Genomic DNA, 21,219 nt, shown 5'->3' with positions numbered 1-21,219 from the left:
ATGACGACTCATCGGGCAGCGACATGTCGTCCGCATCCGATTTTTCGAACCCATGATTATAAATGCAGCGCTTCAAACATGTAGCAACAAGTGTTCCCGCTCCCACGGGCTGATCACGGTCATGAACTCCTGGTGCTCGAGTTCCTTGATCGCCGTATAGACGTCGATGAAGCGCTCGCCCAGTATGTCGCGCAAGCGGTCTTCGCGGCGCAGGCCTTCGAGCGCCTGCGGCAGGCCCTGCGGCAGTTCGTGGTCGTGGTCGTAGGCGCTGCCGGTGATCATCGGCGACGGATCGATCTGATCGACCATGCCCAGGTAGCCGCACGCCAGCGTGACGGCCATGGCCAGGTAGGGGTTGGCGTCGGCGCCGATGATGCGGTTTTCCACGCGCCGGTGACCGGTGCCCGAGATGGGAATGCGGAAGCCCACGGTGCGGTTGTCGATGCCCCACTGGACGTTGATCGGTGCGGCCGTGTGGCGCACCATGCGCCGGTACGAATTGACGTACGGCGCCAGGATCGCCATCGCCGCCGGCGTGTAGCGCTGCAGGCCGCCGATGTAGTGGCGGAAGTGCTGCGACGACGCGCCGTCGGCATCGGTAAAGATATTGCGGCCCGTGGCCAGGTCGTTCACGCTCTGGTGCACGTGCATGGCCGATCCCGGCTCGCCCGCCATGGGCTTTGCCATGAAGGTGGCGTACATCGAGTGCTTGAGCGCGGCCTCGCGCAAGGTGCGCTTGAAGTAGAACAGGTTGTCGGCCAGGGCCAGCGCGTCGCCGTGCTGGAAATTGATGCCCATCTGGCCGGCGCCCGTTTCGTGGATCAGCGTATCGACGTCGAGGTTCATCAGCGCGCAGTAGTCGTAGATATCCTCGAACAGCGGGTCGAACTCGTTGACGGCGTCGATGCTGTACACCTGGCGGCTGGTTTCGGCGCGACCGCTGCGGCCTACCGGCGCGCGCAGCGGCAGGTCGGGATCGATGTTTTTCTCGGTGAGGTAGAACTCGAGTTCCGGTCCCACCACGGCCTGCCAGCCACGGTCCGCGTATAGCTTGAGTACGCGGCGCAGCACCGAGCGCGGTGCGTAATCGACCAGCGTGCCATCGGAAAAGTAGCAGTCGTGGATCACCTGCGCGGTGGGATCCTGCGCCCACGGCACGGTGGTGATGCTGCCGGGGTCCGCGCGCAGGATCATGTCGCGGTCGGTGGACGAGATGGCGCGGTCGTAGGCGGCGTTGGCGGTGGGGTAGTTGCCGGTGACGGTCATGCCCAGCACCGCTTCGGGGATGCGCATGCCGCGGTCTTGCGTAAATTTCGCACGCGGCAGGATTTTGCCACGTGCCACACCTGTCAGATCAGGTACCAGGCATTCGATTTCAGTGACGCGGTTCTCGTTGAGCCACGCGTCCATATCGGCGTCGGAGAAGTTTTCACGAATAGACATGTTCGCTCTCATGGTGGTGATCAAGCGATCGGTGGTCTAATTTACCATATTTGGTAAATAGTTAAACCCTCGCCTGATCAACCAGCGGCCAGCTCCGCCCGCGTATGCACGAGGATCTTCTTGATCTCGGGGACGCACGAGCCGCAATTGCCACCGGCCTTCAGGCACGCCGTCACCTGCGCCACCGTCTGCAGGTCCTGCTCGACGATGGCGTTGCAGATGGTGTTGCGACCGACGCCAAAGCACGAGCACACGGTCGGGCCGGTATCGGCGCCCTTCTCCACCGGCATGCCCACCAGCAGGCCCACGCGGTCGATCTCGCTCAGTTGATCCCTGGCGAACAGGCTGGCCAGCCACGCGCGCGACGGCATGTCCTGGCGCGGCGAGAGGAAGATGCACTGCTCGATACGATCGTCCACCACGTGCACGGCGCGGTACACGCCAGCGGTCTTGTCTTCGTATTCCAGCCAGTCGGCGTCGAGGTCGTCCACCCCCAGCAGCGCGCGCGCCCAGGCGCTGAAGTCGCCGATAGTGTTGCGGCCCGCGAGCTCGTAGCGGGCGAATGCCTTGCCCTGGATGCGGGTCCAGTGCGCCACGCTGTCGAGATTCACTTCGGTGCGGCTCAAGATAAAACTATGCCAGTTGACGCGGAACTGGTCGATGCGCACCGGCGTGTGCTTGAACTCCGGCTCGCCCGATACCGGATCGACCACCGGGTTGACCAAGGCGCCCACGCGCGCGTCCGACGAGGTCTGGCCGTTCCAGTGAATCGGGATGAACACGCTGCCGCGCGCGATGCCGCCGCCGTGCTGCACCCGCGCCACCATGGCGCCCCAGGCAGAGCTGATGCGCGCCAGTTCGCCCTCGCGCACGCCGTGCAGCAGCGCGTCCTGCGGGTGGATGTCGACGAACGACTCGGAGATGTGGTCGGCCAGCGTGTGCGACTTGCCGGTGCGCGTCATCGTATGCCACTGGTCGCGCACGCGGCCGGTGTTGAGCGTGAGTGGATAGTCTTCGCACACGGCGTTGGCCGGCGCCCGGGTGGCGGTGGCGATGAAGCGCGCCTTGCCGTCGCCGTGGGCAAAGCGGTGGTCGGCAAACAGCCGCGCTTCGCTCTGGATCACGCCGGCGGCATCGCGCCGTGCCGGCCACTGTACCGGTTCGAGCTCGGCGTATTCGGCTGACGACAGGCCGGCCAGGCCCGACATGTCGAACGCACGCGGAATATCGTCGGCTTCGTTGCGAAAGCCGCTCAGGCGCGCGTGCTCGTCGAAGACGGCGCCAGCATCGGCAAAGTCGAAGCCGGCGTAGCCCATGCGCTGCGCGAACAGCGAGATGATCTGCCAGTCGCCCAGCGCCTCGCCCGGTGCGGGCAAAAATGCGCGCTGGCGCGAGATGCGGCGCTCCGAGTTGGTGACCGTGCCGTCTTTTTCGCCCCAGCCCAGCGCCGGCAGCAGCACGTGGGCGTAAGCATTGGTGTCGGTGTTCTGCATGATGTCGGACGCCACCACCAGCTCGCATTTTTCCAGTGCGCGGCGGGCCTGGTCGGCGTCGGGCAAGCTGACCAGCGGGTTGGTGGCCATCACCCATACCGCCTTGACCTTGCCCTCTTCGATAGCCTGGAACAGGTCCACCGCTTTCAGGCCGCCCCTGTCGGCCATGGCCGGCGAGTCCCAGAACGTTTGGACCACGTCGCGGTGATCGGCGCGCTCGAGGTCCATGTGGGCGGCCAGCATATTGGCCAGGCCGCCCACTTCGCGCCCGCCCATGGCGTTGGGCTGGCCGGTGATCGAGAATGGCCCCATACCGGGCTGGCCGATCCGCCCGCCAACCAAATGGCAGTTGATGATGGCGTTGACCTTGTCGGTGCCGGCGGACGACTGGTTGACGCCCATCGAATACGCGGTGATGGTCTTGGCCGTGGCGGCAAACGCTTCGTAGAATTCGATGAGCAAAGCGGGATCGATGCGGCACACCTTGGCCACGGCCAGCGGATCGGCGCAGTCGATGTTGGCGGCAGCCAGCGCGGCATCGAATCCGTTGGTGTGGTCGGTGATGAAATCGGGGGCCACCGCGCCGATGCGCGACAGGTAGCTCAACAAGCCGTTGAACAGCCAGACGTCGGTGCCGGATTTGATCGGCAGGTGCAGGTCGGCCAGCTCGCAGGTGGCGGTGCGGCGCGGGTCGATCACGACCAGCTTCAGGTCCGGGCGGGCTTCCCTGGCTTTTAAAATGCGCTGGAACAGGATCGGGTGGCACCACGCGGTGTTGGAACCCACCAGCACCACCATGTCGGCCAGCTCCAGGTCGTCGTAGCACAGCGGCACCAGGTCTTCGCCAAAGGCGCGCTTGTAGCCGGCCACCGCCGACGACATGCACAGGCGCGAGTTGGTGTCGATATTGGCGCTGCCCACGTACCCCTTCATCAGCTTGTTGGCGACGTAGTAGTCCTCGGTCAGCAGCTGGCCCGAGACGTACAGCGCCACCGCGTCCGGTCCATGCTCGTCGATGACGGCGCGCCACTTGGCGGCCATCTTGCCGAGCGCCTCGTCCCACGATACGCGGCGCAGGCCATCGCCCTCGCGCACGTGCGGATACAGCAGGCGACCGTCGAGACCCACGGTCTCGCCCAGGGCGGAACCCTTGACGCACAGGCGGCCCAGGTTGGCGGGGTGGTGCTTGTCGCCGGCGATGGCGACCGTGCCATCGGCCTGCGGCGTGGCGCTCACGCCGCAGCCCACGCCGCAGTACGCGCAAGTGGTACGGACGGTGCCCACCGGGGCAACCGGGCGGATGGCAAGATGGTCTTGGGACAGGTTCAAGGTTGGCTCGCTATCTCGATAGTTTTGCTACGCGGCCCTGGCGCTGAGCGCCTCGCCGAACAACAGGTTCTGGCGCATGGCGCTGATGTCGGTGCGGTTCTGGATCAGGCCGAAGTACCACGGACCGTCTTTCACATCACCGTACAGCACGGCGCCGGTTACACGATTGTCCTTCAATACCAGCCGCTTGTACACGCCCCGGCGCGCATCGCGCAGCACCAGGTCTTCGCTGCCCGCGCCGCCTATGAAGTCGCCGACCGAGTACAGGTCCACGCCGGTCACCTTCAGGCGCGTGGGCGAGGTTTGCTGCACGTAGCGGCGCACGCCAGCGCCGGCCAGGTGGGCGCCGCACACGCGCGCCTGGTCCCAGATCGGCGCCACCAGCCCGAACGTGGCGCTGCGGTGCTGCACGCATTCGCCCACGGCGTAGATGCGCGGATCGTAGGTTTGCAAGGTGTCGTCCACCACGATGGCGCGGTCGCAGTGCAGGCCGGCCGCCTTGGCAAGCTCGATATTCGGCCGCACGCCAGCAGTCATCACCACCAGGTCGGCCGGGATCCCGGTGCCATCCTGGAAGCGCACGCCCGTGACGCGGTCGGTGCCGGTAATTTCTGCGGTGTTGGCGTTCATCAGGAAGGTCAACCCTTTCGCTTCCAGCGCCTTTTGCAGCAGCAGCGCGGCCGGCTTGTCGAGCTGCTGGTTCATCAGCGCGTCGCCCACGTGCACCACCGTCACCGCCATGCCCTGGCGTTGCAGGCCGTTGGCCGCTTCCAGTCCCAGCAAGCCGCCGCCGATCACCACCGCGTGGCGGTGATTACGGGCCATGGCCAGCATGCTTTCCACGTCCTGGATATCGCGGAAGGCCAGCACGCCGCGCAACTGGTGGCCCGGCACCGGGATGATGAACGGCTTGGAGCCGGTGGCGATCAAGATGCGGTCGTAGCGCACCTGCAGGCCGGAACGCGCACGCACGATGCGCTGCTTGCGGTCGATATGCTCGACCGGGTCGCCCGCGTGCAAGGTGATGCCATGCTGGACATACCATTCGCGCGTGTTGAGCATGATGTCCTCCATGCTTTTTTCGCCGGCGAGCACCGGCGAGAGCAGGATGCGGTTGTAGTTACCGTGCGGCTCGGCGCCGAACACGGTGATGTCGTACAGGTCCGGCGCGAGCTTGTGCAGCTCCTCGACCGTGCGCATGCCGGCCATGCCGTTGCCGATGACGACCAGCGACGGCCTGGCGGCGTTGGCAGGCGCGTCTGCAGACATACTCACAGCCCTACCCACACTTTGCCACCGGCGATGCGCGCCGGGTACGTGCCCACCGAGTGCGCCGGCGACTCGATGCATTCGCCGGTCTGCAAATCGAAGTGCTGCTTGTAGATGGGCGAGGCCACCACGATCCGTTCGCCGATGCTGCCCACCAGGCCGCGCGAGAGTACCGAGGCTTCCGAGTTGGGGTCGTAGTTTTCGATGGCGAACACGCGCGAGCCACCGTCATCGACGTGGAACACGGCCACCTGCGCGCCGTTCAGCAAGGCGCACACGCCGGTGTTGGGGACGATGTCGTCCAGCTGGCAAACGGCGATCCAGTGGTCGGTTTGAATATCGCGATGCATGGCATTCTCCTCAGGCGGTAACGGCGATCGGAATCACGCGCTTGCGCTCTTCCACGGTGGCCGGGCGGATCTGGCCGCGTTCTTCCATGAACAACACGTTCTCGTCGCCCTTGTCGCTGTTGACGAAGTGGCGGAAGCGCTTGCGCGTCTCCGGGTTTTCCACGGCTTCCTTCCACTCGCACGCATAGGTATTGACCACGTGCTGCATGTCCGCTTCCAGGTCGGCGGCGATGCCCAGCTTGTCGTGCACCACGACCTGCTTGAGGTAATCGAGGCCGCCTTCGAGATTTTCGCGCCAGGTGCTGGTGCGCTGCAGGCGGTCGCCGGTGCGGGTGTAGAACATCAGGAAGCGGTCTATGTACTGCACCAGCGTGGCTTTATCGAGGTCGGTGGCCAGCAGCTCGGCGTGGCGCGGCTTCATGCCGCCGTTGCCGGCCACGTACAGGTTCCAGCCCTTCTCGGTGGCGATGATGCCCACGTCCTTGCCCTGCGCTTCGGCGCACTCGCGGGTGCAGCCAGAGACGCCGAACTTGATCTTGTGCGGCGTGCGCAAGCCCTTGTAGCGGTTTTCCAGTTCGATGGCCAGACCGATCGAATCATCGACGCCGTAGCGGCACCAGGTGGACCCCACGCACGATTTGACGGTGCGCAGCGACTTGCCGTACGCGTGACCCGATTCGAAGCCGGCCGCGATCAATTCCTCCCAGATCAGCGGCAACTGGTCCACGCGCGCACCGAACAGATCGACGCGGGCGCCGCCCGTGATCTTGGTGTACAGGCCGTACTTCTTGGCGACCATGCCCACGGCGATCAGGCCATCGGCCGTCACTTCGCCGCCCGGCATGCGCGGCACGACCGAATACGTGCCGTCCTTCTGGATATTGCCGAGGAAGTAGTCGTTGGTGTCCTGCAGGCTGGCGTGCTCCTTTTTCAGCACGAAGTCGTTCCACACCGACGCCAGGATGCTGGCCGCCAGCGGCTTGCACACGTCGCAACCGAGGCCCTTGCCGTGCTTTGCCAGCAGGTCGCCGAACGATTTGATCTGGCCCACTTTGATCAGGTGGAACAGCTCCTGGCGCGAGTAGGCGAAGTGTTCGCACACGTGGTTGTTGACCGCCATGCCGAGCTTTTTCATTTCGGCCTTCATCACTTGCGTCACCAGCGGCACGCAGCCGCCGCACGAGGTGCCGGCGTTGGTGCAGCTTTTGACGTCGCCGATGGTGGTGGCGCCGCCCGCCACTGCTGCGCAGATCGCGCCTTTGGAGACGTCGTTGCACGAGCAGATCTGCGCGCCTTCCGGCAGCGCGTCAACACCGAGACCCGGCCTGGCCGCGCCATCGGACTGCGGCAGGATCAGGAATTCCGGCGACTCGGGCAGCTCTATCTTGTTGAGCATCATTTGCAGCAGCGTGCCGTATTCGGCTGCATCGCCCACCATCACGCCGCCCAGCAGGTACTTGCCGCAGTCGGAGACGACGATCTTCTTGTAAATCTGCTTGCGCTCGTCGGTGAACTGGTACGAGCGGCTGCCGGCGACATTGCCGTGCGGGTCGCCGATGCTGGCCACGTCCACGCCCATCAGTTTGAGCTTGGTGCTCATGTCGGCGCCGGCGAACTCGCCCGCCTCGCCCAGCATGTGCCTGGCCGCCACGCGGGCCATCTCGTAACCGGGCGCCACCAGGCCGAAAATCAGGCCGCCCCACAGCGCGCATTCGCCGATGGCATACACGTCCGGGTCGGACGTGACGCAGTTGTTGTTGATCTCGATGCCGCCGCGCGGGCCCACCGTCAGGCCGCATTCGCGCGCCAGCATGTCGCGCGGGCGGATGCCGGCCGAGAACACGATCATGTCGGCGTCCAGGTGGCCGCCGTCGGCGAATTCCATTCTATGGGTGCCATCGACACCATCGACAATCGCCGTGGTGTTCTTGCCGGTGTGGACGGTCACGCCCAGCTCTTCGATTTTCCGGCGCAGCACGCGCGCGCCGCCTTCATCGACCTGCACCGCCATCAGGCGCGGCGAGAATTCCACCACGTGGGTTTCAAGTTTTAAATCGCGCAGCGCCTTGGCGCATTCGAGGCCCAGCAAGCCGCCGCCGATCACCACGCCGGTTTTCGAGCGCGCGCCGCATTCGAGCATCGCTTCCAGGTCTTCGATGGTGCGATAGACGAAGCAGTCCTTGCGGTCCTTGCCCGGCAGCGGCGGCACGAACGGGAACGAGCCGGTGGCCATCACCAGCTTGTCGTACGGGAGCACGCTGCCGTCGCCGATGGTAACGGTTTTGGCGGCGCGGTCGATGGCGGTGGCGCGGGTGTTCAGGCGCAAGACCATGTCGTCGCGTTCAAAAAAGCCCGGTTTGACCAGCGACAGGTCTTCGGCGGTTTTACCGGAGAAGAATTCGGACAGGTGCACGCGGTCGTAGGCAGGACGCACTTCTTCGCACAGTACAGTCACCTGCAAGCCAGGCGCGCCGCCGGCAGCGAGCGACTCGAGGAATTTATGGCCGACCATGCCGTGGCCGATGACGATGATTTTCATGGTGTAGTCCTTGACGTGATTACTACGCTGCCAGCTTGGAGGCGATGACATTTTCTTCGATGGTGCTGCTGGAGAAGCGCGCCGCCAGTGCGCACAGGGCGGTGCCTGCAACCACGAAGCCGAGGATGGAGAGCGTCTGCTGGACGTCGCCCATGCCCTTCATCAGGAAGCCCGCGGCCACCGCACCGACGTTGCCGCCGGCGCCGATGATGCCGGCCACGCCACCCAGGGCGCGCTTGTCGACGAACGGCACCACGGCGTAGGTCGCACCGCAGGCCATGTGGGTGAACAGGCCGAAGATCAGCATGGCGCCGATGGCCAGGACGGCAGTGCTGGCGTGAGCAAACATCAGCAGGCCGGCGCCTTCACCGAGCATCAGCACGAACAGCAGCGTGACGCGGTGATTGAGATTGCCGCGTGCGGCAAACTTGTCCGAGGCCCAGCCGCCCAGGGCGCGGGCAAACAGCGCCAGCAAACCGAAGCTGCCGGCGGCCATGCCGGCCTGGCCCAGCGTCAGGTTGAAATGATCGACGTAGTAGATGGCGGCGATGTTGTGGATGAAGATCTCGATACCGAAGCAGGCGCCGTAGGTGACGAACAGCAGCCACACGCGGTAGTTGGCAGCAGCCAGTTTGAAGCTCTCCCAGCCGCCCTTCTTGCCGCCTTCGATTGCAATGCCGGCGGCGCGCAGCTCGCTGAAGTTGCCCTGCGGGCAGTCCTGCGTGTAGCGGTAATAGACGAAGGCCATCACGATCATCAGCACGCCCGGCACGATCAAGGCGGCGCGCCAGCCGAAGGTCTCGGACACACCCAGCATGATCATCGCGGTCATCAGCAGCGGCATCACGGCTTGCGCCACGCCGCCGCCCGCATTGCCCCAGCCGGCAGCTGCCGCATTGGCGGTGCCGACCACTTTCGGGCCGAACATGACGGAGGTATGGTACTGGGTGATGACGAAGCTGGCACCGGCCGCGCCGATCCCCAGGCGGAAGAACAGGAAGCTCTCGTAGCTCTGGGCAAAGGCGACGCCGATCACCGGGATGGAGCCGAGCAGCAGCAGGCCGGTATAGGTCTTGCGCGGACCGAAGTGGTCACACAGCGGGCCGACGATCAGGCGCACCAGGATCGTGATGGCGACGGCGGCGATATTGATGTTGGCGATCTGCGCGCCGGAGAGATTGAATTCTCCCTTGATGACAGGCATGAGCGGCGCGCAGGCAAACCACGCGAAGAAGCAGACGAAGAACGCCATCCAGGTCAGGTGGAACGCCCGCATTTGCGGCGTCGAGATCGAGAGGAGCTTGATGCTGTTAGCTTTGGTGGCCATTGTTTTATCCCGTTCAGAAAACAAAAAGGCGCCCGCGCAACCGGGCCATAAAAACCGGGTTGGGCGGACGCCGTTGTCCTGCCAGTCCGTCTTTGGACCGGCTATGTATTCGTGTGCTGCAGGGAGATCGCCGTTGACCTCTTGAGCTTAGCTATTGCAAGAGGCGTGCCAGATAGGGGTGGGTGGTGCGACAGAGGGGGAATGCGGTGGCGAGGGTGATGAGCGACGTGGTTGGTGCAAGCTGGCGGTGCATGGTGCACGTTATGGGTGCGTTATTGCGGTGCAGGCACTAAACCCCGCAGGTCCGGCCACGACACGCGGCCTGCGCGTCGATGGGGTCGGACCCCGTAGGGGGTCCGACCCGGCATGGCCGTGCGGGGTTATCAGGCGTTCGCCTGCAGCGGTGCAGCCGCGGCCAAATCCTGCCAGTCATCGGCACACCGCACCACGTCACCGACCACGATGATGCTCGGGCTGCCCAGGCCGCTCGCGCGCAGCGCGGCGGGCAGTTCGCCCAGGGTGGTGAGCAGCTTGCGCTGGTTGTCGCGCGTGGCGGCCTGCACGACGGCCACCGGCGTGTGAGGCGATGCGCCACCGGCCAGCAGCCCGGCCTGGATGGTGTCCACCCGCGCCACGCCCATGTAGATCACCAGCGTCAGCCGGCTTTGCGCCAGCGCCTGCCAGTTCGGTTCCGACGCCGCATCCTTGCCGTGGCCCGTCACGAAGGTCGCGCCCTGGCTCCACGAGCGATGGGTGACCGGTACGCCGATGCTGGTCGGCGCCGCCAGGCCACTGCTGATACCGGGGATGACGTCCACCGCGATGCCCTGCGCGCGCAAGGTGGCGCGCTCTTCGCCGCCGCGGCCGAACATGTACGGATCGCCCCCTTTGAGGCGCACCACGTGATTACCGGCGCGCGCCTCGGCCACCATCAGGCGCTCGATGAACTCCTGCGGCGTCGATGCGCAGCCGCCGCGTTTGCCCACCTGGACCACCCGGGCACTCGACGGCGCATAGTCCAGCACTTGCGGGTTGACCAGGTCGTCGATCAGCAGCACGTCGGCGCGTTCGATGGCGCGCACGGCCTTGATGGTCAACAGTTCGGGGTCGCCCGGTCCGGCGCCCACCAGCGTTACACTGCCCTGGGTAGTCATGGTTGGTTCCTCTCGTTGCTTTACGCTGCCGCAGCCAGCGCGGTAGTGACCATCTGGTCGATTTCATCGGTGATCCCGGACAGCACGCCCGCCACCACTGCAAACTCGCGCCCGGCCTGCCCCGCGCGCGCCGCCACCACGCGCGCATTGAAGGCCACCATGCGCGCCTGCTTGTTGATCTTCTCGATATCGGTGATCACGCCGCGCAGCTGCTTTTTCATCAGCCGCGCGTGCAATTTGGCCTGTTCCTCGTACACGGCGGTAATCTGGTTGAGGATGGCCAGCGTGGGCGTGGTCAGGCGCACCAGTTCGGCCAGCAGGCTGGCTGACGCGCCACTGCCGTGGGAGATGGCGGCCAGGGTGCGGTCGGCCTGCTCGGCAAAGGCGGCGATCTCGCGGTCGCCGGCCAGCTTGCCAAAATATGCCTCGCGCAGTTCGGCGCAAAACACGCCGGGCAAGCCGTCGGCGTCCGTCAGCAGCGCCTTGTGGGCGCCCCGGAACAGGCCCAGCGCCTCGCGCGCAATCGCTACCGCATCGTCCTGGCCCTGAGCGGCCAGCACCGCGTACAGCACGATGCGCTGCGACGTGAAGCGGCGCCGGCCCGACAGGTTGATCATGGCGCCGAACACTTCGCCCGACAGCGCCTTGGCCTCGTTTTCCAGATGTCGCGTGTCCATGTCCATCAAGCCGCATCCTTGGCCGGGTGCGCCTGTTTGCGGTACAGGAACTCCAGCACGGCGGTACGGTACGCCATGTAGCGCGCGTCCTGCGCCAGCGCCACGCGGTCACGCGGACGCTCGAGCTGCACGTCGACGATCTCGCCGATGGTGGCGGCCGGGCCGTTGGTCAGCATGACGATGCGGTCCGACAGCAGTACCGCCTCATCGACGTCGTGGGTCACCATCACCACGGTGGACCTGGTGGCGGCAACGATCTTGAGCAGCTCGTCCTGCAGGTGGGCGCGCGTCAATGCGTCCAGCGCGCCGAACGGCTCGTCCATCAACAGCACTTTCGGCTCCATCGCCAGCGCCCGGGCGATGCCCACGCGCTGCTTCATGCCGCCGGAGATTTCGTTGGGACGCTTGGTTTCGGCGGCGGTCAAGCCGACCAGCGCCAGCGCCGCCATGGTGCGCTCGCGCAGCTGCGCCTTCGAGTCGGTTTTGCCGAACACGCGTTCCACGCCCAGGTGGATGTTTTCGTAACAGGTCAGCCACGGCAGCAGCGAGTGGTTCTGGAACACCACCGAGCGCTCGGGCGACGGCCCGGCGATCTCGCGGTTGGCGCACAGCAGCACGCCATCGGTCGGGCGGGTCAGCCCGGCGATCAGGTTGAGCAGGGTCGACTTGCCGCAGCCCGAGTGGCCGATCAGGGTAATGAACTCGCCCTTGGCGACGGTGAGGTCGATCTCGCGCAGCGCGTGGAATACGCCTTTTTTGGTGTGGAAAACCATCTCCACGCCTTCGATATCAATAAACCTGGATTCGTCCATGACATGCTCCTTAGTTCGAAACTTGTTCGTAGGTGAAAGCACGGGCCAGCGCCATCAGCGCTTGTTCCAGCAGCAGGCCGACAAAGCCGATGGCGACGATGGCGATGATGATGTGCGGGACATTGAGGTTGTTCCACTCGTCCCACACCCAGAAGCCGATGCCAACGCCGCCGGTCAGCATTTCGGCCGCGACGATCACCAGCCACGCGGTACCGATCGACAGGCGTACGCCGGTCAGCACGTACGGCAGCGCCGATGGCAGCAGGATCTTGGTCAGGATCTTCCACTCGGACAGGTTGAGTACGCGCGCCACGTTCATGTAATCCTGCGGCACGCGCTGCACGCCCACGGCCGTGTTGATGATCATCGGCCAGATCGAGCAGATGAAGATCGACCAGATCGCCGCCGGGTTGGCCGACTGGAACACCAGCAGACCGATCGGCAGCCAGGCCAGCGGCGACACCGGTTTGAGCAAACTGATGATGGGGCTGAACATGGCGCTGACAAACTTCACGCGGCCGATGACAAAACCCAGCGGGATGCCCACCAGCGCGGCCAGGCCGAAGCCCACTGCCACCCGCTGCAACGACGCCAGCAGGTTCCAGCCTATGCCCTGGTCATTCGGACTGTTGCGATAAAACGGATCGGAAAACATCTTTACCGCTTCGTGGAACGTCACCAGCGGCGTCGGGAAGGTGGCGTTCTTGATGGTGATGAGCTGCCAGATCAGCACCATCAAGGCCGCGCCCACCAGCGGCGCGACAATTTTCATGGCAGTGGCAGAGAGCTGCTGGCGCACGCGCGAGCTGGAGTTGGCAGCCAGCGGGCGGCGCGGGCGGCGCGCCGGTTTTTCTGTAGCGATAACTTCTGTGTCTGGCGGCTGGGCGCTGCCGGGTTGGAGCATGGCGTTCATGGCTTTCCCTTGGAGGACGATGAATCGGACTTACTGCAACTAGGCTTTGATCTTGAACGAGGCGGCAAATGCCTTCGGATCCTTGCCATCCCATACCGCGCCGTCCATCAGCTTCGAGGTGCGCAGCGGACTTTTCGGCACCGGCGTCTTGGTCATCGCGGCCGCATCCTTGTAAAGGTCGATCTGGTTGACCTTGGTGGCCACGGCCAGGTAGTCCGGATCGTCCTTGAGCAGGCCCCAGCGGCGGTGCTGGGTCATGAACCACATGCCGTCCGACAGGTACGGGAAGTTCACCAGGCCGTCGTTGTAGAACTTCATGTGGTTGGCGTCGTCCCAGGTCTTGCCCAGGCCGTTCTGGTAGCGGCCCAGGATGCGCTGATCGATCGCGTCCTTGCTGGTGTTGACGTACGACTTGTCGGCGATCACTTCGGCCATCTTGTTCTTGTTGGCCAGCGAGGCGTCGATCCACTTGCTCGCGTCCAGGATGGCAGCCATCATGGCGCGGCAGGTGTTCGGGTATTTCTTGGCGAATTCCAGCGTGGAGCCCAGCACCTTTTCCGGGTGGTCCTTCCAGATGTCCTGGGTGGTGGTGGCGGTGATGCCGATGCCGTCCATGATGGCGCGGTGGTTCCATGGCTCGCCCACGCAGAAGCCGTCCATGTTACCGACGCGCATATTGGCCACCATTTGCGGCGGCGGCACCGTGATCACTTTGGCGTCCTTCATCGGGTTGATGCCGTTGGCCGCCATCCAGTAGTACAGCCACATGGCGTGGGTGCCGGTCGGGAAGGTCTGGGCGAACGTGTATTCGCGCTTGTCGGTGCGCATCAGCTTGGCCAGGCTGGCGCCATCGACGGCGCCCTTGTCGGCCAGCTTTTTCGACAGCGTGATGGCCTGGCCATTGTTGTTCAGGCCCATCAGCACCGCCATGTCCTTCTTCTGGCCGCCGATGCCCATCTGCACGCCGTACAGCAGGCCGTACAGCACGTGGGCGGCATCGAGGTCGCCATTGGACAGCTTGTCGCGCACGCCAGCCCACGAGGCTTCCTTGCTCAGCACGAATTTCACGCCGTACTTCTTGTCGAAGCCCAGCACCGACGCCATCACCACCGACGCGCAGTCGGTCAGTGGAATGAAGCCGATCTTGACTTCCTCTTTCTCCGGCTTGTCGGAACCCGCCGCCCATACGCCATTTGTTGCCAGACCCAACATGCTTCCTCCTGCGACCAGACTTGCGCCATGAATGATTTTCCTGCGCGTGACATTAACGTCGGCTGCGGTCGGTGGCAAGGCGTTGTCGGCGTTTTTTGGTGTTTCTTTCATGGCGTTCCCTTAGTAGTCAGCAAAACCGTTGGACCAACGAAAAACGCCTACCCCCGCGAACGCATTCGCGTGATGGTAGACGTCGTTGTCTTGTGACCCTCACCGCCGTTGGCGAGGTTCAGCAGCGCAGCGTTGCGCTTGAGCTTTACTGTACGCAATGTCTGTGCCAGCCGGCTGTCACAGGAGAGAGGATGAGGAATTAGCGGCAACGCACCGCATCCGCGCACCGTTGGTGAGCACGCGCCTCATTTTGGACGCGAAAAACAAAATAAAGATTATCCGAGCAGATCTTCCACATCCAGAATACGCTGTGCGACTTCGGAGAGCTTGAGGTTCTTGCTCATGGCCATGCTGCGCAGCTTCTGGTACGCCTGCTCTTCGGTAAAGCGCTGGCGCTCCATCAGCAGGCCCTTGGCGCGCTCGATGACCTTGCGCTCGGCCAGCTTGCTCTTGGTATCGGACAATTCGTCGAGCAGCTTCTGCTCGCGCTTGAAACGCGCCAGCGCCACGTTCAGTACCGGCTTGATGCGGTCGCTCTGCAGCCCGGCCACGATGTACGCCGATACGCCGGCAGCGACAGCGGCCTCCATGCTGGCGGTGTCGTCGCTTTCGGTAAACATCACGATGGGCCGGCGCTCGTCGCGGGTAGCGATGACGATGTGCTCGAGCACGTCGCGCGCATCGGACTCGGCATCGACGATGATCATGTCCGGCTGCAACTGGGCGATACGATCCGGCAAGAACATGTCCGGCGGCAGCGAGGCGACGATATCGTAGCCCGCCTCGAGCAGCCCAATCCGCAGTATCCGCGCCCGTTCGACCTGGGCGTGCACGGCCTCGTCATCCTCGCTGCCGGGATGCATGAGGGCGTTGACGACAACAATGCGCAGGTTACGCGTGGTCATGGAAAGTGGCGGCGGGTGGGTCTTGCGTCTTGGGGCAAGCAAGAACCAAACCAGTGGAGTTGATGATCATGCGCAGATTCTAAGGCACAACACCAAATTTTTGCCAGTTTATCAGGGCTGCTGTCGATTTAATGCGACCATATCCTCACCCGAGCCGTGACGTTGCGGGTCTCAGCGCATTATCGACTAAAGATGTTGGAAAAGCTGCGTGGCGCCCTTTGTATTCCAATATGGTGTAACCTTAACTTTATGAATGCCATCCTCTCACCCATAGAATCAGAATTTGCTACCGCTGAAGAAGCGGCGGCCTACGATCTATGGTTCCGCGCCAAAGTTCAGGAATCGCTGGACGACCCACGCCCGAGTATTCCGCATGACGAAGTAATGGCGCAGATGCGAGCCATCTTGGCGTCGAAGAAGAACGATTCAGGGACGAAGAGCTCATCCTGAAGCCAGACTAAATACAGCTTGGCTGTACCGTAGTTTCTGGAGGATTAATGCTTCCCGTCCAATGGCTTGCCGACGCCAGCAACAACCTTTCCACCATCATCGAGTTCATCGCCGAGCGCAATGAAACCGCCGCTGCCGATCTGCTTGATGATATCGAGCGCGCCGCCTCCCAGCTCCCGCAACATCCTTACCTGTACCGACCCGGCCGGGTGGCAGGCACGCGTGAAATTGTGGCGCATCCTAACTATGTCGTGGTGTATCGCATCCAACCGCACGTGATTGAAATTATTGCAGTGCTACACTCCCGACAACAATATCCAGCCGCCCCCTGATAAAGCAAAAAGGGAAGCGCAAGCGCTTCCCTCTTCGATATTGCCGTCACCGCTAGTTTACGCAGCAACCGCCTCGTACCGCGCCAGCGACTGCTCCACGCGCGGCGCCAGCTCTGCCAGCGACGACACGCTCATGCCCAGTTCCTGCAACTGGCCGTCCTGGATGCCGTACACCCAGCCGTGCACGGTCAGTTCCTGGCCGCGGTCCCAGGCGTCCTGCACGATGGTCGTGCGGCAGACGTTGGAAACCTGTTCGATCACGTTCAGTTCCACCAGGCGCTCCGAGCGGCGCTGTTCGTTGAGCACGGTGCCCATGTAGCGCTCGTGCTTCTGGTGCACGTCGTGGACGTGGCGCAGCCAGTTGTCGACCAGGCCCACGCGGGTGCCGGTCATGGCTGCGTGCACGCCCTTGCAGCCGAAGTGGCCCACCACGATCACGTGCTTGACCTTGAGGATGTCGATGGCGAATTGCAGCACCGACAGGCAGTTCAGGTCCGAGTGCACCACCACGTTGGCAATATTGCGGTGAACGAACACGTCGCCCGGCGCCAGGCCCAGCAGCTCATTTGCCGGCACCCGGCTGTCCGAGCAACCGATCCACAGGTACTCTGGCGCAGCCTGGTTGGCCAGGCGGTTGAAGAAATCGGGATCGCGCTCAACTTCCGAGGCGGCCCAGCGCCGGTTGTTTTCCAGCAGGCCACGCAGGGGGGAAGTGCTCTGTTCCAGGTCGTTCATGATGTCCTCTCGTACATAAAGAGACCGCCGGTCCACCCACAATGGGCGGCGCGGCGGTCAGATCTTACCGGTGCTGCATGACGTGACAGTTACTCGAAGAAATCTTTCACCTTGTCGCGCCAGGTCTTGGTCTGCGGGCTGTGCTTGTTGCCGCCTTCGGTGGTCGACTTTTCGAACTCGCGCAGCAGGTCTTTTTGCTTCTCGGTCAGCTTGACCGGGGTTTCGACCGCCACGTGGCAGAACAGGTCGCCCGCGAAACCGGAGCGCACGCCTTTGATGCCCTTGCCTTTCAGGCGGAAGGTCTTGCCCGACTGGGTGCCTTCGGGAATCGTAAACGACACTTTACCAGACAAGGTCGGCACTTCGATTTCGCCACCCAAGGCTGCCTTGGTAAACGAGATCGGCATTTCGCAATGCAGGTCGTCGCCTTCGCGCTGGAACACCGCGTGCGGCTTGATGTGGATTTCCACGTACAGGTCGCCCGATGGTCCGCCATTGGTGCCCGGTTCGCCGTTGCCCGACGAGCGGATGCGCATGCCGTTGTCGATACCGACCGGAATTTTCACTTCCAGGGTCTTGTTGCGCTTGATGCGGCCCTGGCCCGAGCATGCCGGGCATGGTTCCGGGATGATCTTGCCGGTGCCGTGGCACTTGGGGCAGGTCTGCTGGATGCTGAAGAAACCCTGCTGCATGCGTACCTGGCCGTGGCCGGCGCAGGTAGTGCAGGTGACCGGCGATGTGCCGGGCTTGGCACCGCTGCCGTGGCAGGTGTCGCACTTGTCCCAGGACGGTACGCGGATGGTCGTATCGAAGCCATGCGCCGCTTGTTCCAGCGTGATCTCGAGGTTGTAGCGCAAGTCGGCGCCACGGTACACCTGCGGGCCGGCGCTGCGGCCGCGCCCTGCGCCGCCACCGAAGATGTCGCCGAAGATGTCGCCAAAGGCGTCGCCGAAACCGCCGGCGCCACCACCGAAGCCGCCACCGCCATTGTTCGGATCGACGCCGGCGTGACCGTAACGGTCATACGCCTCGCGCTTGTCCGGGTTGGTCAGCATCTCGTAGGCTTCCTTGACTTCCTTGAACTTGCCTTCCGCCTCGTCGTCATCGGGGTTGCGGTCGGGATGGTATTTCATGGCCAGCTTGCGGTAGGCCTTCTTGATTTCGTCTTCCGACGCGTTTTTTGCGACACCGAGTGTCTCGTAGAAATCACGCTTTGCCATATTGGTCGGGACCTTGCTGTATTAAATATTCGGTAGTGATGATGCTAAAAAGCCGAGCCGGCAGCGTTGGGGACGCCCGCTCGGCTCGGCGGAATGCTGGCGGTGCGGGATGAACCCGCGCCTGCTGCACCGTCATCCCCGCTTTCGCGGGGATGACGGTGCTACTGCTACTTGCTACGGTTGCTGCAACAATTACTTGTTGTCTTTGACTTCTTTGAAGTCGGCATCGACCACGTCGTCCTGTGGCTTGGCTTGCTCGGCGCCTGGGGCACCTTGCGCGCCCGCACCGGCACCAGCAGCACCCTCGCCGCCAGCTGCCTGCTGCGCCTGCATGTCGGCGTACATCTTCTCGCCCAGCTTCTGCGAAGCGGTGGTCAGGGCGGCCACTTTGGCGTCGATGTCGGCCTTGTCGCCCGACTTGATCGAACCTTCGAGGTCGGTGATCGACGCTTCGATCGCTTCCTTCTCCGACGCTTCCAGCTTGTCGCCGTATTCGGTCAGCGATTTGCGGGTCGAGTGCACCAGGGCATCAGCCTGGTTGCGCGATTCGGCCAGTTCTTTCACTTTCTTGTCTTCTTCGGCGTTGAGCTCGGCGTCTTTCACCATTTTCTGGATTTCCGCTTCGGTCAGACCGGAGTTGGCCTTGATCGTGATCTTGTTCTCTTTGCCGGTGGCCTTGTCCTTGGCGCCCACGTGCAGAATACCGTTGGCGTCGATGTCGAAGGTCACTTCGATCTGTGGCGTACCGCGCGATGCTGGCGGGATGCCTTCCAGGTTGAATTCGCCCAGGCCCTTGTTACCGGCCGCGATTTCGCGCTCACCCTGGTAGACCTTGATGGTCACGGCAGGCTGGTTGTCGTCGGCGGTCGAGAACACTTGCGAGAACTTGGTCGGAATCGTGGTGTTCTTGTGAATCATCTTGGTCATCACGCCACCCAGGGTTTCGATACCCAGCGACAGCGGCGTCACGTCCAGCAGCAGCAAGTCCTTGCGTTCGCCCGACAGGACCGAACCTTGAATCGCAGCGCCCACAGCCACGGCTTCGTCCGGGTTCACGTCCTTGCGTGGATCCTTGCCGAAGAACTCTTTCACTTTTTCCTGCACCTTCGGCATACGGGTCATACCGCCGACCAGGATGATGTCGTCGATGTCCGAGACTTTGACGCCGGCATCCTTGATGGCGATGCGGCATGGCTCGATGGTGGCGATGATCAGCTCTTCCACCAGCGATTCCAGCTTGGCGCGGGTCATTTTCAGTGTCAGGTGGACCGGCGCGCCGTTCGCCATGGCGATGTACGGCTCGTTGATTTCGGTCTGCTGCGACGACGACAGTTCGATCTTGGCGCGCTCGGCCGAAGCCTTGATGCGCTGCAGGGCGATCGGATCTTTTTTCAGGTCCAGGCCGTTGATCTTCTTGAACTCGTCGATGATGTAATCGATGATGCGCTGGTCGAAGTCTTCGCCGCCCAGGAAGGTGTCGCCGTTGGTGGCCAGCACTTCGAACTGCTTCTCACCGTCAACGTCGGCGATTTCGATGATCGAGACGTCGAACGTGCCGCCGCCCAGGTCATACACGGCGATCTTGCGGTCGCCCTTTTCGTTCTTGTCCAGGCCGAATGCCAGTGCGGCAGCGGTTGGCTCGTTGATGATGCGCTTGACGTCCAGGCCAGCGATACGGCCGGCGTCCTTGGTAGCCTGGCGCTGCGAGTCGTTGAAGTACGCTGGTACGGTAATGACCGCTTCGGTCACTTCTTCGCCCAGGTAGTCTTCAGCGGTTTTCTTCATCTTGCGCAGCACTTCAGCAGAAATCTGCTGTGGCGCCAGTTTCTTGTCGCGCACGCCGATCCACGCATCGCCGTTGTCGGCTTTGGTGATCGTGTAAGGCATCAGGCCGATGTCTTTCTGTACTTCTTTTTCGTCGAACTTGCGACCGATCAGGCGCTTGACCGCGAACAGGGTGTTCTTCGGGTTGGTCACCGCCTGGCGCTTGGCCGGGGAGCCGACGAGAATTTCACCATCTTCTTGATAAGCAATGATCGACGGCGTCGTACGTGCGCCTTCGGCGTTTTCGATTACCTTTGGCTGACCGTTTTCCATGACGGAAACGCAGGAATTCGTGGTTCCCAGATCGATACCGATAATTCTACCCATGATTTTCTTCCTCTTTGCTATGTTCTAGATGGTACTAATATGTGGAATTACTTTGTCTTTTCAAGTGCTTACTTTGCTTGCGCAGCAGTCACGATGGCCGGACGCAACAGGCGGTCGGCGATCATATAACCTTTTTGCAAGACAGCAACAACGGTATTGGCTTCCTGGTCCGCAGGCACCACGGCAACGGCCTGGTGCTTGTTCGGATCGAGCTTGTCGCCCTGCGCCGGCAGAATTTCCAGCAGGCGGTTTTTCTCGAATGCCGCGTTCAGTTGCTTGAGGGTCATTTCGACACCCTCTTTCAGCGATTCGAGCGTTGGCGCTTCGACCTTCAGCGCCATTTCCAGGCTGTCCTTGACCGGCACCATGGCTTCGGCGAAGCTTTCCACCGCAAATTTATGGGCCTTGGCCACGTCTTCCTGGGCGCGACGGCGCATGTTTTCGCAGTCGGCCTTGGCGCGCATGAACGCGTCGTGGGTTTCCGCCAGGCGCGCTTCGGTACTGGCCAGTTGCTCTTCGAGCGAAGATTGCTGGTCCGGAGTCGATGGCGCTGCAGGCTCGGCAGCGGCGGCAGTTTCTGGATTAGGTACGGCTTGATTTTCCTGATCTTGCATCTAAAGACTCCTACGATCGTATTTGTTTGATAAGGCGTTTATCACTGCACTGGCCATAAATGGAGCGCTATCGCCGTATTTCAAGGGGGTAGCGCAAGGTTGGCGCCAGCAGTGACGATGTAGCAAGCTGGGTATTTTAACAGGCTGGCACTCACCACCGGCAAGTGCTGATTATCGAAAGGT

The 21,219-nt window shown here is 63.0% G+C and carries 18 protein-coding genes; 2 read left to right on the top strand and 16 right to left on the bottom strand.

The window, feature by feature from the left end; genetic code table 11:
• Positions 1 to 72: 72 nt before the first annotated feature.
• The 12 genes from J2X54_RS13285 to J2X54_RS13230 form a co-directional block, all read right to left on the bottom strand.
• Complete coding sequence (locus J2X54_RS13285; RefSeq protein ID WP_310181311.1) at positions 73 to 1,443, bottom strand: glutamine synthetase family protein; 1,371 nt, start codon at positions 1,441 to 1,443, stop codon at positions 73 to 75.
• A 77-nt stretch (positions 1,444 to 1,520) separates the two neighbouring features.
• The gene (locus J2X54_RS13280; RefSeq protein WP_310181309.1) at positions 1,521 to 4,265 is read right to left on the bottom strand and encodes a molybdopterin-dependent oxidoreductase; all 2,745 of its coding nucleotides are present in this window, start codon (positions 4,263 to 4,265) and stop codon (positions 1,521 to 1,523) included.
• A gap of 27 nt (positions 4,266 to 4,292) precedes the next feature.
• Entirely contained in the window at positions 4,293 to 5,534 is a 1,242-nt protein-coding gene (locus tag J2X54_RS13275; protein ID WP_310181307.1) for an FAD-dependent oxidoreductase, read from the bottom strand.
• Between the two features lie 2 nt (positions 5,535 to 5,536).
• Positions 5,537 to 5,884, bottom strand: coding sequence for a nitrite reductase small subunit NirD (gene nirD / locus J2X54_RS13270; RefSeq protein ID WP_070249079.1), 348 nt, complete (start codon positions 5,882 to 5,884; stop codon positions 5,537 to 5,539).
• Between the two features lie 10 nt (positions 5,885 to 5,894).
• On the bottom strand, positions 5,895 to 8,423 hold the full coding sequence (gene nirB / locus J2X54_RS13265) for a nitrite reductase large subunit NirB (RefSeq protein ID WP_310181306.1): 2,529 nt from the start codon (positions 8,421 to 8,423) through the stop codon (positions 5,895 to 5,897).
• A gap of 22 nt (positions 8,424 to 8,445) precedes the next feature.
• Positions 8,446 to 9,750: an MFS transporter gene (locus J2X54_RS13260; RefSeq protein ID WP_310181304.1), complete on the bottom strand. Its 1,305-nt coding sequence runs from the start codon at positions 9,748 to 9,750 to the stop codon at positions 8,446 to 8,448.
• 383 nt (positions 9,751 to 10,133) lie between these two features.
• The gene (gene cobA / locus J2X54_RS13255) at positions 10,134 to 10,904 is read right to left on the bottom strand and encodes a uroporphyrinogen-III C-methyltransferase (protein WP_310181303.1); all 771 of its coding nucleotides are present in this window, start codon (positions 10,902 to 10,904) and stop codon (positions 10,134 to 10,136) included.
• A gap of 20 nt (positions 10,905 to 10,924) precedes the next feature.
• Positions 10,925 to 11,587: a methyl-accepting chemotaxis protein gene (locus J2X54_RS13250; protein WP_310181302.1), complete on the bottom strand. Its 663-nt coding sequence runs from the start codon at positions 11,585 to 11,587 to the stop codon at positions 10,925 to 10,927.
• Positions 11,587 to 12,393: an ABC transporter ATP-binding protein gene (locus J2X54_RS13245; RefSeq protein WP_310181300.1), complete on the bottom strand. Its 807-nt coding sequence runs from the start codon at positions 12,391 to 12,393 to the stop codon at positions 11,587 to 11,589. The genes J2X54_RS13250 and J2X54_RS13245 overlap by 1 nt, the downstream gene beginning before the upstream one ends.
• A gap of 10 nt (positions 12,394 to 12,403) precedes the next feature.
• Complete coding sequence (gene ntrB, locus J2X54_RS13240) at positions 12,404 to 13,306, bottom strand: nitrate ABC transporter permease (RefSeq protein WP_310181298.1); 903 nt, start codon at positions 13,304 to 13,306, stop codon at positions 12,404 to 12,406.
• A 39-nt stretch (positions 13,307 to 13,345) separates the two neighbouring features.
• Positions 13,346 to 14,518 (bottom strand): CmpA/NrtA family ABC transporter substrate-binding protein, encoded by a 1,173-nt coding sequence (locus J2X54_RS13235; RefSeq protein WP_310181296.1) that lies wholly within the window; start codon positions 14,516 to 14,518, stop codon positions 13,346 to 13,348.
• Between the two features lie 386 nt (positions 14,519 to 14,904).
• Positions 14,905 to 15,534, bottom strand: coding sequence for an ANTAR domain-containing response regulator (locus J2X54_RS13230; RefSeq protein WP_070249087.1), 630 nt, complete (start codon positions 15,532 to 15,534; stop codon positions 14,905 to 14,907).
• A gap of 249 nt (positions 15,535 to 15,783) precedes the next feature.
• Between J2X54_RS13230 and J2X54_RS13225 the strand changes: the two genes are divergently transcribed.
• Both J2X54_RS13225 and J2X54_RS13220 read left to right on the top strand, forming a co-directional pair.
• Positions 15,784 to 15,984 (top strand): hypothetical protein, encoded by a 201-nt coding sequence (locus J2X54_RS13225; RefSeq protein WP_071651639.1) that lies wholly within the window; start codon positions 15,784 to 15,786, stop codon positions 15,982 to 15,984.
• Positions 15,985 to 16,031: 47 nt separating this feature from the next.
• Positions 16,032 to 16,316, top strand: a complete 285-nt coding sequence (locus J2X54_RS13220; RefSeq protein ID WP_310181295.1) for a type II toxin-antitoxin system RelE/ParE family toxin — start codon at positions 16,032 to 16,034, stop codon at positions 16,314 to 16,316.
• Positions 16,317 to 16,373: 57 nt separating this feature from the next.
• Here the strand turns inward: J2X54_RS13220 and can are convergent, their stop codons facing one another.
• The 4 genes from can to grpE all read right to left on the bottom strand — a co-directional run bounded on the left by can (position 16,374) and on the right by grpE (position 21,036).
• Positions 16,374 to 17,051, bottom strand: coding sequence for a carbonate dehydratase (gene can, locus J2X54_RS13215; RefSeq protein ID WP_070249089.1), 678 nt, complete (start codon positions 17,049 to 17,051; stop codon positions 16,374 to 16,376).
• 89 nt (positions 17,052 to 17,140) lie between these two features.
• Complete coding sequence (gene dnaJ / locus J2X54_RS13210) at positions 17,141 to 18,271, bottom strand: molecular chaperone DnaJ (protein ID WP_310181294.1); 1,131 nt, start codon at positions 18,269 to 18,271, stop codon at positions 17,141 to 17,143.
• A gap of 192 nt (positions 18,272 to 18,463) precedes the next feature.
• Entirely contained in the window at positions 18,464 to 20,422 is a 1,959-nt protein-coding gene (dnaK, locus tag J2X54_RS13205; RefSeq protein WP_070249091.1) for a molecular chaperone DnaK, read from the bottom strand.
• Positions 20,423 to 20,490: 68 nt separating this feature from the next.
• Positions 20,491 to 21,036: a nucleotide exchange factor GrpE gene (gene grpE, locus J2X54_RS13200; protein WP_070249092.1), complete on the bottom strand. Its 546-nt coding sequence runs from the start codon at positions 21,034 to 21,036 to the stop codon at positions 20,491 to 20,493.
• Between the last annotated feature and the right edge of the window lie 183 nt (positions 21,037 to 21,219).

Source organism: Duganella sp. 3397, from assembly GCF_031456625.1.
Lineage (GTDB): Bacteria > Pseudomonadota > Gammaproteobacteria > Burkholderiales > Burkholderiaceae_D > Rugamonas > Rugamonas phyllosphaerae.
Note: the sequence above shows the minus strand (reverse complement) of the source record. Positions and strands in the feature narration are given on the sequence as shown.